Origin of the sequence: Streptomyces exfoliatus, assembly GCF_000725545.1 — a bacterium.
In the GTDB taxonomy this organism is placed as follows: domain Bacteria; phylum Actinomycetota; class Actinomycetes; order Streptomycetales; family Streptomycetaceae; genus Streptomyces; species Streptomyces exfoliatus.
This window is the reverse complement of sequence record NZ_JNZP01000014.1, coordinates 101,214-118,146: the sequence shown is the minus strand read 5'-3', so window position 1 is coordinate 118,146 and position 16,933 is coordinate 101,214. Positions and strand designations below refer to the sequence as shown.

General features: G+C 73.9%; 14 protein-coding genes. 4 read left to right on the top strand and 10 right to left on the bottom strand.

Features of this window, described 5'->3' with window-relative positions; translation table 11 throughout:
- The first annotated feature begins 2 nt into the window (after positions 1 to 2).
- Entirely contained in the window at positions 3 to 335 is a 333-nt protein-coding gene (locus tag IO20_RS0117500; RefSeq protein ID WP_030551275.1) for a DUF6204 family protein, read from the top strand.
- On the opposite strand, the gene IO20_RS0117495 is transcribed toward IO20_RS0117500, so the two are convergent.
- The 3 genes from IO20_RS0117495 to IO20_RS0117485 form a co-directional block, all read right to left on the bottom strand.
- Positions 323 to 931 carry a GNAT family N-acetyltransferase gene (locus tag IO20_RS0117495; RefSeq protein ID WP_078946038.1) on the bottom strand — a complete coding sequence of 203 codons (609 nt, stop codon included), beginning with the start codon at positions 929 to 931 and terminating at the stop codon, positions 323 to 325. The two genes, IO20_RS0117500 and IO20_RS0117495, sit on opposite strands and share 13 nt — an antisense overlap.
- 88 nt (positions 932 to 1,019) lie before the next feature.
- Positions 1,020 to 1,370, bottom strand: coding sequence for a hypothetical protein (locus IO20_RS0117490; protein WP_030551271.1), 351 nt, complete (start codon positions 1,368 to 1,370; stop codon positions 1,020 to 1,022).
- Positions 1,367 to 1,618, bottom strand: coding sequence for a LapA family protein (locus IO20_RS0117485; protein WP_030551269.1), 252 nt, complete (start codon positions 1,616 to 1,618; stop codon positions 1,367 to 1,369). Before IO20_RS0117485 ends, IO20_RS0117490 begins: the two co-directional genes overlap by 4 nt.
- 180 nt (positions 1,619 to 1,798) lie before the next feature.
- Here IO20_RS0117485 and IO20_RS0117480 point away from each other — a divergent pair, with 180 nt between their 5' ends.
- Both IO20_RS0117480 and IO20_RS0117475 read left to right on the top strand, forming a co-directional pair.
- Positions 1,799 to 2,581 carry a GntR family transcriptional regulator gene (locus tag IO20_RS0117480; protein ID WP_030551267.1) on the top strand — a complete coding sequence of 261 codons (783 nt, stop codon included), beginning with the start codon at positions 1,799 to 1,801 and terminating at the stop codon, positions 2,579 to 2,581.
- Between the two features lie 180 nt (positions 2,582 to 2,761).
- Complete coding sequence (locus IO20_RS0117475) at positions 2,762 to 3,850, top strand: adenosine deaminase (RefSeq protein WP_030551265.1); 1,089 nt, start codon at positions 2,762 to 2,764, stop codon at positions 3,848 to 3,850.
- Between the two features lie 20 nt (positions 3,851 to 3,870).
- Here IO20_RS0117475 and IO20_RS0117470 read toward each other — a convergent pair whose 3' ends face one another.
- The 6 genes from IO20_RS0117470 to IO20_RS0117445 form a co-directional block, all read right to left on the bottom strand.
- Positions 3,871 to 5,649, bottom strand: coding sequence for a CocE/NonD family hydrolase (locus IO20_RS0117470; protein ID WP_051874531.1), 1,779 nt, complete (start codon positions 5,647 to 5,649; stop codon positions 3,871 to 3,873).
- Positions 5,650 to 5,859: 210 nt separating this feature from the next.
- A complete protein-coding gene (locus IO20_RS0117465) occupies positions 5,860 to 6,846 on the bottom strand; it encodes a S66 peptidase family protein (protein WP_030551261.1) in 987 nt (328 codons plus the stop codon).
- On the bottom strand, positions 6,843 to 8,843 hold the full coding sequence (locus tag IO20_RS0117460) for a S9 family peptidase (protein WP_030551259.1): 2,001 nt from the start codon (positions 8,841 to 8,843) through the stop codon (positions 6,843 to 6,845). The genes IO20_RS0117465 and IO20_RS0117460 overlap by 4 nt, the downstream gene beginning before the upstream one ends.
- Before the next feature lie 45 nt (positions 8,844 to 8,888).
- Positions 8,889 to 10,223 (bottom strand): M20/M25/M40 family metallo-hydrolase, encoded by a 1,335-nt coding sequence (locus IO20_RS0117455; protein ID WP_030551257.1) that lies wholly within the window; start codon positions 10,221 to 10,223, stop codon positions 8,889 to 8,891.
- On the bottom strand, positions 10,216 to 11,049 hold the full coding sequence (locus IO20_RS0117450) for a M55 family metallopeptidase (RefSeq protein WP_030551256.1): 834 nt from the start codon (positions 11,047 to 11,049) through the stop codon (positions 10,216 to 10,218). The genes IO20_RS0117455 and IO20_RS0117450 overlap by 8 nt, the downstream gene beginning before the upstream one ends.
- A gap of 97 nt (positions 11,050 to 11,146) precedes the next feature.
- A complete protein-coding gene (locus IO20_RS0117445; RefSeq protein ID WP_211270389.1) occupies positions 11,147 to 12,910 on the bottom strand; it encodes a hypothetical protein in 1,764 nt (587 codons plus the stop codon).
- Between the two features lie 165 nt (positions 12,911 to 13,075).
- Between IO20_RS0117445 and IO20_RS0117440 the strand changes: the two genes are divergently transcribed.
- The gene (locus IO20_RS0117440; protein WP_030551252.1) at positions 13,076 to 14,278 is read left to right on the top strand and encodes a hypothetical protein; all 1,203 of its coding nucleotides are present in this window, start codon (positions 13,076 to 13,078) and stop codon (positions 14,276 to 14,278) included.
- Between the two features lie 4 nt (positions 14,279 to 14,282).
- Here IO20_RS0117440 and IO20_RS0117435 read toward each other — a convergent pair whose 3' ends face one another.
- Positions 14,283 to 16,712 carry an MFS transporter gene (locus tag IO20_RS0117435; RefSeq protein WP_030551250.1) on the bottom strand — a complete coding sequence of 810 codons (2,430 nt, stop codon included), beginning with the start codon at positions 16,710 to 16,712 and terminating at the stop codon, positions 14,283 to 14,285.
- Between the last annotated feature and the right edge of the window lie 221 nt (positions 16,713 to 16,933).

Below are 16,933 nucleotides of genomic sequence, written 5' to 3'. Positions count from 1 at the left end.
GCATGGGCACGCAGCACACCTACCGGGTCATCGTGCGCGGCACGTTCGACGGTCTGTCCGAGGAGAGCCGGTCCCGGCTGCTCGCCGAGGTGGACGCGCACGGGCTCACGGCGATGCAGTTCACGGAAGAGGGCTCGCTGTCGTACGACCGGACGCTGAAGCACTTCTCGTACCGCCTGGTCGTCGTCTCCGACGCCGAGGACGGCGACGAGATGGCGGGCGCGCTCGCGGAGGACCGGGTGGAGACCGCGCTGAGGGAACTCGGTCACGGGCACAAGGGGCTGCGGTCGACCGTGACCGACCTCGACACGATGAAGATCAACTACAAGCGTTGACGAGGGCTGCCGGGGCCCGGCTCCGGCTCCGGCTCCGGCTCCGGCTCCGGCTCCGGCTCCGGGGCGGTGATCGCCCAGCGTTCGTGGTCGCGCCAGGCCCCGCCGATGAACAGCATGGCGGGCGAGAACCCCTCCAGGCGGAAACCCGCGCGCAGGACGAGCGCGCGGGACGCGAGGTTGCCCGGCTGGATGTTCGCCTCCAGACGGTGCAGGTCCAGGGGCCCGAAGGCGTACCCGATCACCACCCCGAGGGCCTCGGTGAACAGGCCCCGCCCGGCCGCGTGCGCGAAGGCGCCGTAGCCGAGCGCGCCGCTTCGGAAGGCGCCACGGACGATGTTGTTGATGTTGACGAATCCGGCGATCGCGCCGTCCGCCTCACGGTCGCACACCAGGTAGCCGGCGCGCGCCGGATCCCCCGTCAGGGTGGCCGCGTAGGTCCGGTACGTCTCCGTCGTGCACGGCGGGAAGAGCCAGGGCCGGTGGAGCTCCCGACTCTCCCGGGCGCGTGCGGTGAACTCCTCGGCGTCGTCGAGGGAGAAGGCACGCAGGCCCACGCGGGGGCCCACGGCGAGGTACCGGCCGGAGTCTTCGGGCATCCGGCCAGCTTATGCCGCGCGCGCGGGGGTGGGGCCTGGTCCGGGCCGCAGCCGAAGTCGTGTCCGGGCCACATGCAGGTCCTGCCCCTCAGCGGCGGGCCGTCCGGACCCGGGGCGGGCAGGTCTCGCCCTTCCGTACGACTCCGATCATGACGGTGGTCCGGCGGTCGAGGTCCGTGCCCGCCGCCGGGTACTGCGTGCAGACCTCCCACCTCGGCGGCCAGAGCACCCGCCGGTCCCGACCGCTGACGTCGTGGACGTCGAGCCGGGTGCGGCGGTCGAGCCGGACGAACACCTGCCACAGTCCCCGGCCCAGGAAGTCGGGCACGGGACGCGTCCGGGCCCCGTCGTCGGCCGCGGCGCTCTCCTCGGTGGAGGTGACGGCGACGGCGGCGAGCGCGAGGACGGCGCCCGCGCCCACGACGGCCCGCCGCCTCACTTCCGCCTCCGGGCGGCGACGTAGAAGCCGCAGGCCGCGCCGAGGATCGCGGTCGCGAGGAGCGCCAGGTAGAGCGGCATGGTGACTTCGGGGATCAGGATGCGGATCTTGACGTCGCCGGTGTTCTCGAAGATGAAGATCAGGGTGACGGCCGCGAGTACGGCCATCCCGACGCGGCCCGGGGTGAGGGACGCGGTGAACCCGGATCTTCCCCCGCCCGATGCCCGTGACGTGTCCTTGGGACTCATGCCCGGCCCTCTCCTCCGTCGTGGTGCCGTCGGTCGTACCCGGCCACCGCCGTGGGACCAGAATGGGGTGGGCGGACCCTCTCCGTGACGGCGAGCGCATCCGTACGGGTGACTTGTCAGACAACGTGGGCCGACTACCGTGGGTGCCGGACACCGGCGGGAACGAGACGAGGAGCGGCCGTGGCGGTCAGCGGACAGCGGCGGCGACCGGTCGTGGCGCTCTACGAGCGGATCGCGGACGCCGTCCACGACGGCACCTATCCGCCGGGCTCGACGCTTCCCTCGGAGCCGAAGCTCGCCGCCGAGCTCGGCGTGAGCCGGCCGGCCCTGCGCGAGGCGCTGCTGCTGCTCCAGGAGGACGGTCTGCTCTCCGTACGGCGCGGGGTGGGGCGGACCGTCAACGACCGTCCCCCGCGGCGCGGTTTCGAGCACGTGCAGCCGCTGGAGGAGCTGATCGGAGCGGGGACGCCGCTGCGGGTGCGGGCGCTGCTGCGGACGGTCGAGGAGCCCACGGACTTCACCACCCAGCACCTGCTCGCCCCGGCCCGCGCCGAGCTGCGGTTCTGGGAGTCCGTGCTGACCGGGGAGGGGACGGCGGCGGCGCTGAGCCATGAGTGGGCGGCTGCCGACGAGCTGCTCGACCAGGTGCATCCGGAGTTCGCGCAGGCCCTGCGGGCGGCTGATCCGGACACCCGGGCGCCCGGCGGGGGCACCGGGCGCGGCCCGGCGGTCTCCATGCTCGCGGTCCTCGTCGGGGCCTCGCGCGAGACGGCTCTGAGCGCGCACAGCGGGATCACGGCGACGCTGCTCGGGCGGCGGCGCGGAGAGCAGCTGGGGCGCCCGGCGGACACCCCCGCCGTCCTCGTCACGCAGGTCGTCCGGGTCGGCGAGGTCCCGGTCCTGGCGGCCAAGCACATGCTCCCGACGGGCGCTCCCGCCCTGCCGGTGCTGCAGTCCCACTGAGCACCGCCGCTCCATGGGACCGCCCGGGGGCAGCGCCCGGGACCCGCCGGGACACCCAGCGAGAGACCGGTCCTGACACCCGCGCAAGGGCGGTCCTGGCACCCGGCGAGAGACCGGTCCCGGCACCCGCGTAAGGCCCGTCACAGCACCCCCCGCCCCCGTGGCGTACACTTCCCCGCCATGCACTTGTCTGACAACCCTGCCACGCCTGTCGCCGCCACCGTCTCCGAGTGGATCCGCCGGGCCCCCAAGGCCGTCCTGCACGACCACCTCGACGGCGGGCTGCGCCCCGCGACCATCGTCGAGCTGGCGCGGGAGTGCGGCTACACCGCGCTGCCGACCGAGGACCCGGCCGCGCTCGCGGTCTGGTTCCGGGACGCAGCCGACTCCGGCTCGCTCGAGCGCTACCTGGAGACCTTCGCCCACACCTGCGCGGTCATGCAGACCCGCGAGGCGCTCACGCGCATCGCGGCCGAGTGCGCCGAGGACCTGGCGGCGGACGGCGTCGTCTACGCGGAGATCCGCTACGCCCCCGAGCAGCACCTGGAGGGCGGGCTGACCCTCGACGAGGTCGTCGTGGCGGTCAACGACGGCTTCCGCGAGGGCGAGCGGCGCTCCGGCGGCCGGATCACCGTCCGCACCCTCCTCACCGGCATGCGCCACACGGACCGCTCGCTGGAGATAGCGGAGCTGACGGTCGCGCACCGGGACAACGGCGTGGCCGGTTTCGACATCGCGGGCGGCGAGATCGGCAACCCGCCCGCCCGGCACCTCCCCGCCTTCCAGCACCTGAAGCGGGAGAACTGCCACTTCACGATCCACGCGGGCGAGGCCGTCGGCGCCGAGTCGATCCACGAGGCCGTGCAGGTCTGCGGCACCGAGCGGATCGGTCACGGCGTGCGGATCACGGACGACATCGCCGAGGACGGCACCCTGGGCCGGCTGGCCTCGTACGTCCGGGACAACCGCATCGCCCTGGAGGTCTGCCCGACCTCCAACCTCCAGACCGGCGCGGCGAAGGACTACGCCTCGCACCCGATCGACGAGCTGCGCCGTCTCGGCTTCCGGATCACGCTCAACACGGACAACCGGCTGGTCTCCGGCACCACCATGAGCGAGGAGTTCCAGCACATGGTGGACGCCTTCGGTTACGGCCCCGAGGTCTTCGAGGAGTTCACGGTCTCCGCCCTGGAGGCCGCCTTCCTGCCGCTGCCGGAGCGGCAGCGGCTGATCGACGAGGTCGTCCGCCCCGGGTACGCGGCGCTCTGACCCGCCCCGCGGGTCGGGCCTCAGCCCACCCGCCCCTGCACCAGGGGCAGTTCGAGCGTCCCCGTGTCCTCGGGGGCGCTGACGACGGTCACCGGCTTGACGCCCCGGTTGCCGGCGTACGCCGTGTCGCTCGCCGCGATCACCAGCTCCAGCCTGTGGCCGGTCTCGTAGCGGTGGACGACGGCGGGCAGCTCGACGGTGAACGGGCGGGTGACGTCCGGCACCCGCACCGGGGCGACAAGGCGGTTGACCAGGGTCTTGGTGCCGTCGGGGGCGATGTCGTAGAGCTTGGCGAAGAGCACGAGCTTGTCGGATGCGTCGCCGGAGTCCTGGACCCGCTCGGTCACCGGGGAGACCACCTTCAGGGTGGCCTTCGGCGCGCCGACCAGGTCGACGGGCGCGGTGAGCGGCGCGCTGGTCCAGCCGAGGTGGGTGCCGGGGGTGTCGTACGGCCGCCGGTCGGCAAGGCCGATCATGCCGGCGAGCGAGGACTCCGAATGGCTCGTCGGGAACAGCCAGTTGCTGTACGAGCGGGAGCCCCGGGCCACCTTCGTACGGTTGTCGACGAGCTTGCCGTCGCCGGAGAGGTACAGCCGCTGGCTGAGCGCCGGGACCCTGGACGCCGTGCCGTAGTCGCCCTGCCAGTCGCGGAACCAGGCGAAGGCGGGGCCGGTGTCCGCGGTCGGGTCCTTCCGCAGGTGACGGTCGAACCAGCCGAGGACGCGTCGCCCGACGTAGCTGCCCTCCAGATCGCCCTTCGTGAAGTCGAGTTCACCGGGCCGCTGTCCCCCGCTGTGGCCCCAGGACTGCCAGATCATCCCGGTGCCGACGCCGCGCTCGCGCAACCGCTCGTAGGTGGCCCGTGCCTCGTTGAGGGTGAAGAGGGTGTCGGCCTGGCCCTGGACGAGGAGCGTGGGGGCGGTGATCCGGTCCACGTACGAGACCGGGGAGACGCTCCGGGCGTAGGCGAGCATCTTCTCGGTCTCGGCCTTCGGGTAGCGGCCCGAGTTGAGGAGCCGCACGGTGTCGCAGGCGTCGCTGACGAAGTGCAGACAGCCGAGCGAGTTGATCCGGCTGGGGTCGAGGGAGGGGACGAGCAGCGGCTGCCCCTCGCCCATCAGGTAGAAGCCGTTGGCCCACTGCCATTTGAAGACGCCGGGTGTGGCACGGTCCGCGGCGTTGGGGGCGAGGGAGTACGCGAGGTCGTTCCAGGTGATCAGGGGGACGAGGGCGTCGATCCGCCGGTCGACTGAGGCGGCGGCGAGCTGCACGGCCCCTCCGTAGGAGCCGCCGATCATGCCGACGCGCGGGTCGTCCGCACCGTCCCGGGTGACGAAGTCGGCGCGGGTTCCGTCGTCCGCCGCCAGGCCGCCGGCGAGGAAGTCGACGAGTCGGGCGGCGACGCGGCCGTCGATCTCCGGATCGTCGAGGGAGATCAGGCACCCGGACTTCCCGAACCCGAGGCCGGAGTAGACGAGACCCACGTAGCCGCGGGCGGCGAAGGCCTTGCCGATGGCGTCGGTGGAGCCGTCGCTCTTGCTGCCGCCGAAGCCGTTGGTGGCGAGGACGGCGGGCGCGGGACGGGCGGCGTCCACACCCGCCGGCCGGTAGAGGTCGGCGTCGACGGCGCAACTCCGGCCGGCCGCCTGGACGGTGAACCGGAGCGGGGTGACGGTGTACGTTCCGGTCGCACTGTCCGTCTCCGCTCCGGTCGCGGGCGCGGCAAGAACCGGAGGCGCGGCGAGAGCCGGGGGCACTGCCAGGGTCAGGGGCGCGGCGAGCGCGGCCGCACCGGCCACGAGCGCGGGGGCCTTGCGGGGGCGGGGCACGGCACGGGACACAGAGACCTCCACGCTGAGGACGACGCCGAAGGCCTAGGTACCTACCGACTGGTAGGTACCTAGGCAGCGCCCATGCTGTGACACGTGTCAGATCCCGTCAATCCGCCGAACGAAGGTTGTTGACGGAGATTCAGTGAAGACCGCGCGCCCGGGTGCCCGACACTCGGTTCAGCGCAGGGCCGGTACGTCGAGCGTGAGCGTGCCCTCCTCCGCGTCGAGCGTCCCCGACACTCCGAGCGGCACCGTCAGCGCCGTCATGCTGTGCCCGAAGCCCATCTCCTCCACGACCGGTACGCCGAGCCCGCCGAGCCGGTCGACAAGGACCGCCCGCACCTCCTCGTACGGGCCGCACTCCTCCCACGAGCCCAGGCCGACGCCCGTGACGCCGTCCAGCCAGCCGGAGCGCAGCAGTTGGGTGAGGACGCGGTCGAGCCGGTACGGCTCCTCCCCCACGTCCTCCAGGAGCAGCAGCCCGCCGCGCGCCGAGGGCCGGCCGTGCGGCGTGCCGAGGTCGGCGGCGAGGAGGCTGGCGCAGCCGCCGAGGGTGACGCCCCGGGCCCGGCCCGGCACCAGGGCCCGTGCCGTCCCGAGCCCGAGCGTCCGCACCGACTCGGGCTCGAAGAGGGTGGCCCGCAGCGACTCCTGGGTGCGCGGGTCCGACAGGAACGTGCCGGCGGCGACCATCGGACCGTGCAGGGTGGCGAATCCGGTCCGGACGGCGAAGGCCTCGTGCAGGGCGGTGACGTCGCTGTACCCGACGAACACCTTGGGCCCGGCCTCCCTGACGGCCCTCCAGTCGACGAGGTCGACCATCCGCTGCGCCCCGAATCCGCCGCGCGCGCAGATGACGGCGGAGACCGAGGGGTCGCACCAGGCCTCCGTGAGGTCCTGGGCTCGATCCCGGTCGGCGCCCGCGAGGTGGTCGAGGGTGGGGTGGGTGTCGAGGACGTGCGGGGCGACCACGGGATCGAGACCCCAGCCGCTCAGGATGTCGAGTCCCGCCTTGAGCCGTTCCTCGGGGACGGGCCCGCTGGGCGCGACGACGGCGACACGGGCGCCCGGCCGGAGCCGGTCCGGCCGGGCGAGCGCACCGACACCCGGCCGGCTGCCGGCCTCTCGGTCGACGGTGGCGGGAGGGGGGTCCTGACGGGTCATGTGCGGTACTCCAGGGCGGGGACGTCGGTCCGGCTGACACCGAAGACGTGGGCGTACAGGGAGAGTTCGGCCTCCAGGGCGCGCACCATGGTGTCGGCCCTGCGGAAGCCGTGACCCTCTCCCTCGAAGGCGAGGTAGGCGTGCGGGACGCCCCGGCCGGCCGTGCGGGCGAGGAACCGCTCGGCCTGCGCGGGCGGGCAGATGACGTCGTCGAGCCCCTGGAGCAGCAGGAAGGGCGTGGTGACCCGGTCGACGTGCTCGATCGGCGAGCGCTCCTTGTAGCGGGCGGGCACCTGGTCGACGGGGCCGATCAGTCCGTACAGGTACTCGGATTCGAAGTCGTGGGTCTCGTCGGTCGCCCAGCCGCGGAGGTCGAGGATGGGGTAGATGATCGTGCCGCACGCGTACACGTCGGTGGCGACGAGGGAGGCGGCGGTCGTCCAGCCGCCCGCGCTGCCGCCGCGCACGGCGAGGCGGGCCGGGTCGGCGGTGCCTTCGGCGGCGAGGGCCCGGGCGACGGCCGCGCAGTCCTCGACGTCGACGACGCCCCACTGCTCGCGGAGCCGCTCCCGGTACTCCCGGCCGTAGCCCGTCGAGCCGCCGTAGTTGACCTCGGCGACCCCGATGCCCCGTGAGGTGAAGTAGGTGATCTCCAGGTCGAGGACGAGCGGCGCGTGTCCGGTGGGACCCCCGTGGGCCCAGATCACGTACGGCGGCAGTTCGTCCTCGGGTCCGGCGAACTCCGGGTGGTGGGGCGGGTAGACCTGTGCGTGGATCTCCCGGCCGCCGGGTCCGGTGAAGGTACGGACGTGAGGTTCGGGGTGGTGGGCGGGGTCGACGGCGTCGTGGTGCGCGGCGCCGACCACGCGGGTGCGGCCGGTGCGGGTGTCGAGTTCGACGAGTTCGTACGCGCTCCGCGGTCCCGCGGCGAGGCCGACCACCCGGGTGCCGTGCGCGGCGAGCGTCGAGGCCCACTCGGTCCAGGGTCCGTGAGCGTCGACGAGGGCGCCGCGCTCGGGGTCGAGGATGCCGAGGGCGGTGGTGCCCTTGCCGTGGACGACGGCGATCAGCCCGTTGTCGAGGGGCGTGAACCAGGTCAGTCCGATCTTCCAGAGCGGTCCGCCGAACTCCTCGGCGCGGGGACAGAGCGCGACCGGTTCGCCCACCCCGCCGGCCGCGTCGACGTCCGCGCGGTAGAGGTTCCACCAACCGGTGCGGTCGCTGACGAGGAGCAGGCGTCCCGCCCCGTCCCAGTCGACCTGCGGGATCGACTCGGCGGGCCCGCCGGCGACGGTCCTGGCATCGTGGAAGGTCCCGTCGGGCCCGACCTCGGCGAGCAGGACCTCGGTGCCGTCCCAGGGCATCCGTGGGTGGTCCCAGGCGATCCAGGCCACCCGTCGCCCGTCCGGGGAGAGCCGGGGCCCGGTCACGAACCGGTGCGCCCCGTCGGACAGTTCGCGTACCGCCGCGCGGTCGTCGGCGGCCGATCCGTCCAGGGGCACGGCGACGAGCACCCGGCGCACGTCGGTGGGCGCGGGTCCGGTGAACTCCTCCAGGACGCACCACACCTCGCCCCGGTCGGGACGGATCACGGGGTCGACCCAGCGCAGTCCGCCGCCGACCGCGGAGACGGGGGTGAGGGGCCTCGGCTCCGTGCCGGGAACGGCATCGGGCTCGTAGGCGTACAGCCGCTGGTCCGCGAAGTGGCAGAACACGGCGAGCGGTCCGCCCGCCGGGCGGGCGACCGCCGCCCAGGGTCGGCCGCCGTACTCGATCACCCGGCTCCGGACGTTCCACGGGGCGGGCAGCATCCCCTCCTCGGCGCCGTCCGCGCGCCGCCTGACGAGGGCGCGCCTGCCTCCCTCGGCGGGGCGGGGCGCGGTCCACCACAGTTCGTCGCCGACGGCGCCGAGGTACTCGGGCCGCCCGTCGTGCGCGGCGGCGAGCGCCGCGTCGACGGGTGACAGCCAGCTGCCGTAGGCGGCCGTGTTCTTCATGGGACTTCCCCCCGGTCGTTCCTGCGCGCGGCCGCGTCGTCGCGGCTACGCGGACTTCAGATAGTGGTCGAGTACCTGGACGCCGAAGTGCAGGGCGTCCACGGGGACCCGTTCGTCGACGCCGTGGAACAGGGCCGCGTAGTCGAGGCCCGGGGGCAGCCGGAGCGGCGAGAAGCCGTAGCCGGTGATGCCGAGCCGGGAGAACTGCTTGGCGTCGGTGCCGCCGGACATGGTGAACGGCACGACGTGCCCGGCCGGGTCGAAGCGCTCGACGGCGGCCCGCAGCTTGGCGAAGGTCGGTGAGTCGACGGGGGCCTCCAGGGCCACCTCGCGGTGGTGGAACTGCCATTCCACGTCCGGCCCGGTGAGCCGGTCCATGGTCGCGGCGAACTCCTCCTCGGTGCCCGGCAGGGTCCGCCCGTCGATGTAGGCGACGGCCTGGCCCGGGATGACGTTGACCTTGTACCCGGCGTCGAGGATCGTCGGGTTGGTGCTGTTGCGGACGGTCGGTTCGACGAGGGCGGCGGCCGGTCCGAGCTTGTCGAGGAGCAGGTCCACGTCGAGGTCGGGCGCGTGGGTGTCCACGTCGATGGCGTACAGCGCGGCCAGTTCGGTGAGGGCGGCGCGGACGGTCGCGGTGAGGCGGACGGGCCAGGGGTGCGAGCCGATCCGGGCGACGGCGTCGGCGAGGCGGGTCACCGCGTTGGCCGTGTTCACCTTGGAGCCGTGGCCCGCCCGGCCGTGGGCGGTCAGCTTGAGCCAGGCGGTGCCCCGCTCCCCCGCGGCGATCGGGTAGAGGGTGGTGCCGGGCTGCGGGTGGAAGCTGAACGCCCCCGACTCGCTGATGCCCTCCGTGCAGCCCTCGAAGAGCGCGGCGTGCCGGTCGGCGAGGAAGCCGGAGCCGTCCTCCGCGCTGGCCTCCTCGTCGGCGGTGTAGGCCAGGACGATGTCGCGGCGCGGCCGGACGCCCTGCCGGGCCCAGGAGCGGACGACGGCCAGGACCATCGCGTCCATGTTCTTCATGTCGACGGCGCCCCGCCCCCACACGGTCCCGTCGCGGACCTCCCCGGAGAAGGGGTGCGTGGTCCACTCGGCGGGGTCGGCGGGCACCACGTCCAGATGGCCGTGGACGAGGAGCGCCTCGGCCGAGGGGTCGGTGCCGGGGATGCGCGCCACCACGTTGGTGCGGCCGGGGGTCCGCTCCAGGAGGGTGGGTTCGACACCGGCGGCGGCGAGCCGTTCGGCGACGTACTCGGCGGCGGGCCGCTCACGGCAGTCGCCGCCGCCCCGGTTGGTGGTGTCGATGCGGATGAGCTCGGAGGTGAAGGTGACCACCTCGTCGAGCGCCGTCGTGTCCGGGCCCCGGACCTCCTCAGCCATACTGCTCCTCCACCGCGGCCGAGACGATGGTCGTGACCGCCTTGAACGTGCGAATTGCCTCGTACATCGTCTCGCTGGTGTAGGCGACACGCCGCTCACCGCTCCGCGCCACGCCGGGAACCACCGTGGCGGCGGCTCCCAGGTGCTCGGCGTCGAACTCCAGCTCCACGGTGAAGGGCCCGCCGCGGACCGGCTCGTGGCGGACGGCGAGCGCGGCGCCGGTCTTCGCCGCCGCCCGGATGTCGGCGGCGGTTCTGCTGGGGGTCCTGCACACCGCCGCGTACCGCGAGACGTGGTCCTTGACGGCGACCTTGGGTGCCTCGGGGGCGTACCCGAGGGCGTCCTCGCAGGTGAGGTCGTCCCCGGTGACGAGAACGACGGGCACGCCGTACTCCGCGACCACGTGGGCGTTGAGCAGACCCTCGCTCGCCCGCTCGCCGTTGAGCCAGACCCCGGTGATCGAGTTGGCGAGGTAGGTGTGGGCGAGGACGCCTTCGGCGCCCGCGCCCGTGTGGTAGCCGACGAAGGCGATGCCGTCGACGTCCCCGTGCTGCACGCCCTCGACCATGGAGAGGGACTTGTGCCGTCCGGTGAGCATCTCGGCGCGCTCGTCGAGCCGCTCCAGGAGCAGGTTCCGCATGGACCAGTGCGCCTCGTTGATGAGCACCTCGTCGGCGCCGCCGTCGAAGAAGCCGAGCACGGCGGCGTTCACGTCGGAGGTGAACATCGCGCGGCACCGCTCCCACTGGGGCGTGCCGGGCAGGACGTCGGCGGGCCAGGTGACACCGGTCGCGCCCTCCATGTCGGCGCTGATGAGGATCTTCATGTCTGGCACCGTACGCGCCGCCCGGCGGCCTCACCACCCCTGTGGATAACCGCCGTTGGAGTGGACCACTGGAGGTCACCGGGACGGCCGTACGGGATCATCCGCGCAGTTCCGGATAGCGCCTGGGGTCCTCCTCGGCCAGCCGGCGCAGGGCGGTGGCGGCCCGCTCCTCGGGAGGGGCGCCGTCGTCGGGCAGCCGCCACAGGAACTGGCGCGTCTCCCCCTCCGCCGCACTACGGCCCCCGCTCCCGAGCGGCGGCCCGGTGAACGTGACGACGGTCGTGTCCGGTTGGCCGAAGTCCGAGCTGATCCAGCCCTGCCGGAGTCCCCAGCGGGTGAGGAGGTCGGGGCGGTCGCGGAGCCCGGCGGTGATCAGCCGGGCGGTGCGGCGGGCCGGCCAGGTCCAGGAGTGGTCGTGCTCGGCGCGCGCGACCTCGGCGTCGTAGGCGGCGGCGTCGAAGCGGTACGCGGGGAGGTCCGGCCGCGCGGCGGGTGAGCCCGACCGCCGCCAGTCGCTCCACACGACGTGCTCGCCCTCACGGCGCACGGTCACGTACAGGGCGCCGCAGCAGCCCTCGGTGCAGTACGCCTCGGCGAGCCGTACCTCCCGGGGTTCGGGCCCGGCCCGCAGCGCGCCGCTGTCGAGGAGCCGCTCGGGGGACTCCCCCGGGCCCGGCCCGAAGGCCTCCGGGACGAGGGGCCGCCCGTCGATCAGGAAGCGGGTCTCGACGACGTCCGGGTCGCCGGGGTCGGCGACGGCCACCTCGATCCGGAACCGGGGCGGGTCCTGCGGTGCGGCGCGCAGCCGGCGTGCCGTCCGGCGGATCCAGTCGGCGCGCCGCCGCCCGGCCGGGTCGGTCGGCGCGGGGCCCGGCCACGCCGCCGTGTCCAGGAGGGTGCGGTGGAGTTCCTCGCGCCGGCCGGGCGGCCAGGGCAGGAGGTGCGAGGGGCCGCTGTGCAGGTCGAGGGCGAGGGTGAGCAGCCTGGCCCGGTGCTCCACGTCGCGGGGCAGCAGGTGGGCGTGGGCGGCCACCGTCTCGTACAGGCCGACGGCTTCTCCGTACCGCAGGACCTCGGCGTGGTAGTCCCGGCTGCTGGTCATGCGGACGAGGAGGTGCACGGCCCGCGCGAGGAGGCCGGGGTGGTCCGGGGCCGTGCGGAGGAGTCCGGCGAGGCCGACGGCCTCGGCGACCCGGCGGGAGGCCTCGGGGCCCATGTCCCGTGCCTCCGTGGGAAGCGTGAGGAGCCGGTCGGACACGGCCGTCCGGTCCCCGGCGGCGAGGGCTTCGACGAGGCCGCGGAGTTCCTCGCCCCGGGTCCGGTGGATCAGCCACAGCAGGGCGGCCGCCTCCCGGTCCAGGGGCGCGAGGGTCCGGTCGACGGGGTCGAGGAGACCGTCGAGGAGGCCGAGGACGCGCAGGTACGGGACGTCCTCGGGTTCCGCGAGCCGGCTCAGGAGCCCGAGGCCTGCGGCCACGCCGGGGACGATCGTTCCGGTCCGGACGAGGTGTCGGGCGAATGCTCGGGTGCGGGCGCGGGCGGCGGGTTCCTCGGGCGGTTCGATGGCCGCCGCCGCGTGGAAGACGACCCGCCCACGCACGACGCCCGTCGCGCCGAGCGCGCGTTCCGCCTCGGCGGCGGCCCGCACGGGGTCGGGGGCGTCGAGGAGCGGGAGCAGGATGGCGGTGACGGCGGCGCGGGCCTCGGCGTAGCGGAGGGTCCGGCGGCCCGGCAGGTTCGCCGTGTCGGGGAGGGGGTGGCCGCCTTCGGGCGGCGGCGCGGCGGGGTCGCTGTCGCGCAGGCCCTCGGCGTACGCGTACAGGGAGGGTGCGAGCGTCGGGCGCTCGTGCGGGGCGCTCATCGCGCGGGGTGGAGCTCGATTCCGTAGGTCATGGCGGCATGCTGCCCGCTGCCGTGGCCGCGCCGCCACCGGTTTACCGGGCTTCGAATCGGACGAACCATCGCCAACGGGTGCGTATAGGCTGTCGGCCGCAGTTGTCGTAGTCGACCTTCCGGAGAGCCCTCGGTGACCATCGCCTTCACCCCGTCCGCATCGTCCCCCGCCGAACCCGAGGCCGTCGCGGCGATCTCGGAGCCGGAGTTCTGGGAGCCGTCGGCTCCCGAGCCCCAGGTGGCGACGCGGGACGTACCGGACGCAACGGACGACCAGGGCCGGTACGACGCGGACGGCACGGACGGCGCGGACGGCACGGACGGCGCGGACGGCCGGGACCACGACCCCGTGGTCGTCCGCGACGCGCACGACTTCGGGGTGTACGCGCGGACCGGCGGCTGGGCCTTCGCCCTCAAGGTGGCGCGGAGCGTCCGCCCCGGCGGCCAGGCGGCCGAGGGGACGGCCCGGACGAAGGTGTCGGCGAAGGCCTTCGCGCAGCTCGCGGGGTGCTCGCCGGAGCGGGTCATGCGGTACTACAAGGCCTGGGACATGGCGGCCGACGACGGTCTGGTCCCGCAGTTCGAGGTGCTCGTCCCTGGTGAGGACATCGAGCTGCCCGAGGCGGACGTCTGGCTCTCGTACTACACCTCCCGCAACAGCGCCTCTTCGGTGCGCGGCCAGGCGATCAGCGCGGCGGCCGAGGCGGAGGGCATCCGGCCGACGAAGGCCCTGGAGGTCGCCGAGAACCCGACGGCGCTGCGGGCCGCGATCCTGGCCGACCCGGGAACGGCGGAGGCCGCGCGGGGCGCGCTGCTCGACCGCATGAAGGAGGATCCCGCCCTCCAAACCGAGATGGCCCGCGCCATCGCGCGGACCGACGACCTGAAGAAGGCGGTGGCGAGCGAGGCGAAGGCGGCCGACCGCATCGGGTACGTGCGCCAGATCGTCGAGAACGGCCAGATCAGGACCCCCGCCGGGCAGACCGTGGAGGCGCCGGCCGAACTGCGCGCGGAGGCGGAGCGGCACCTGTCGCTCCTCGACGAGCTGGACGACTCCGAGGAGGCGGGCGAGTGGGCGGGTGAGGCGTACGACACGGTCAAGGGCCTCGTCGCGAAGGCCGTCGAGGAGGACCCGGCGCTGCGGGTCCAGGAGCGGCGGACGAAGTTCTACAACAGCCTGCAGAAGGCGACGAAGGTCTTCGAGGAGCTGACCCTGGACGAGGTGATGGAGGAGGACATCTACGAGGCCGACATGCTCCAGCGCCTCGAAGCCCTCCAGGAGGCGATCGGCACCTGCATCAGCGCGCTGCGCAAGGCGACGACCACCTCCTCCTGACCCCTCAGTCCTGGTGGCCGAGCTGGAGGTCGCGCTCGGTGCGGCCTCCGCCGGCCATCTGGAGGACCGTCGCGACGGGCGGGTAGCCGGCGGCGATGACCGTGTACTCGCCGGAGGACAGGTCCACGAACCGGAAGGTGCCGTCGGGCCCGGTGGTGAGGGTGTCGACGACGTTGCCCGCGGCGTCGAGCAGGGTGACGCGGGCGTCCTCGACGGGGCGCCCGCCGCCGGCCCGTACCGTGCCGCGGAGCACGGCGCCGCCGGCCAGTTCGATGTCCTGGCGGGTCTCGCGGGAGGACTGGACGCTCACGGGGAGCGCGGCGGGCCGGAAGGCGGGGGCGCTGGCGGCGAGCGTGTACTCGCCCGCGACGAGCTCGGTGATCACGTACCCGCCCTCGCGCCCGCTGCGGGTGGAGGCGACGACCTCCCCGCGTACGTCGGTGAGGGTGACGGCCGCGTCCCGCACGGGGCTCCCGTCGGCGGTGACGACGCTGCCCGCGAGCCGCCCGGCGCCGCCGAGGACGACGTCGAGCTCGACCGGCCGGTCGCCGACGGTGACGGAGACGGCCTGGGGCTGGTGTCCGCCGGCCGCCGCGATGAGGACGTACGCCCCGCCGCCGGGGACGCTCAGCGCGTACCGGCCGTCCTCGCCGCTGGCGCCGCGGCCCACCTGCCGGCCCTGGACGTCGATGAGGGTGAGGGCGGCGCGGGGCACCCGGCTGCCGTCGTGGTGCTGCACGGTGCCGCAGACGGGGAGCCCGGAGTGCGGCGCGGCGACGGAGGCGGGGACCGGGGCGGGGGCGGCGTGCCGGGCGTGCGGGACGGCCTGGACGCCGGCGTGGTCGTCGGCGGTGGCCTCGGTGGTGGGGGTGTGGTGGGACACCAGCGGTTTCTCCTTGAGGAAGAAGGCGAGGACGAGGCCGAGCACGAGGACCGGCACGAGGTAGAGGAAGATGCGCGGCATCGCGTCCGCGTACGCCTGGATGTAGGCGTCGCGTACGGCGGGCGGCAGGGTGTGGACCGTCTGCGGGGTGATCGACTCGGCCGGCGGCAGGGTCGTCGTGCCGCCGGAGAGGACGCCGGCGAGCCGGTCGCCGAGGGCGTCGTCGAGCCGGGAGGCGAAGAGGGTGCCGAAGACGGCGGCGCCGACGCTTCCGCCGATCTGGCGGAAGTAGTTGTGGGCGCTGGTGGCGGTGCCGAGGTCGGCCGGGCGTACGGAGTTCTGCACGGCGAGGACGAGGACCGGCATGACGAGTCCGATGCCGGTGCCGAGGACGGCCTGCCAGAGGCTGTGCTGGAGGCGCGGGGTGTCGACGTCCATCCGGGAGAGCAGCCACATGCCGAGGACGGAGACGGCGCCGCCGGCCACCGGGTAGATCTTGTAGTGCCCGGTGCGGCTGATGAGTTGCCCCGAGACGACGGAGGCGATGACGATGCCGCCCATCAGCGGCAGCATCAGGAGGCCGGACTCGGTGGCGGTGGCGCCCTCGACCATCTGCAGGAAGCTGGGGAGGTAGCTGGCGGCGCCGAAGAGCGCGATGCCGACGACGGCGCCGACGAGGGCGGTGACGGTGAAGACCGAGTCGCGGAACAGCCGGAGCGGGATCAGGGGTTCGGGCGCGAAGTGCTCGACGACGAGGAAGAGCAGGGTCGTTCCGGCGGCGCCGCAGGCGAGGGCGAGGACGACCCGGGAGTTCCAGGCGTATTCGGTGCCGCCCCAGCTGGTCAGCAGGACGATGCAGGTGGAGGCGGCGGCGAGGAGCAGCGCGCCGAGGACGTCGAAGCGCCCGCGGGCCGTGGGCTTGGGGAGCTTGAGGACGACGGCGACGACGGCGAGGGTGACGAGCCCGAAGGGCACGTTGAAGTAGAAGCACCAGCGCCAGGAGACGTGGTCGGTGAAGAAGCCGCCGAGCAGGGGTCCCGCGACGGAGGCGAGGCCGAAGGCGGCGCCGATCAGGCCCATGTACCGGCCGCGTTCCCGGGCGGGGACGATGTCGGCGATGATCGCCTGGACGCCGATCATGAGTCCGCCGGCGCCCGCGCCCTGGAGCGCGCGGAAGGCGATGAACTCGTCCATGCTGCGGGACCAACCGGCGAGGCCGGAGCCGATGACGAAGACGACGATGGCGAAGAGGAAGACGCCCTTGCGGCCGAGGAGATCGCCGAGCTTGCCGTAGATCGGCAGGCCGATGGTGGAGGTCAGCAGATAGGCGGTGATCGCCCAGGACATCCGGTCGAGGCCCTGGAGTTCGCCGACGATCTTCGGGAGGGCGGTGGCCACGATCATCTGCTCGAGCGCGGCGAGGAGCAGCGCGAGCATGAGGCCGCAGAAGACGAGCCGGACGCGGCGGGGGTCGAGGGCGGCCGTTCCCTGCTCGGAGGGTGGCGCGGGGTCGGCGGGCGGGCCGCTCGCTGCGAGGGGTTCCGCGCCCATCGGTGCCCCGACGTCCACCGCGCCGACGGTGCCCTCCGCGTCAGCAGTGCCCTTGACGGATTTCGCCGTCGTGATCGCACCCACGTACTGCTCCCCTCGTCACGGCGTCTGCGCCGCGCCATTCTTCGCATTGGGCACGAAGGGGGAGCAAGTCGGGCGGTGCGGGAGGGCAGTGGCGTCCGGGGCGCCGAACGACCGCGAGCTACGGCGCACTTGGGTCG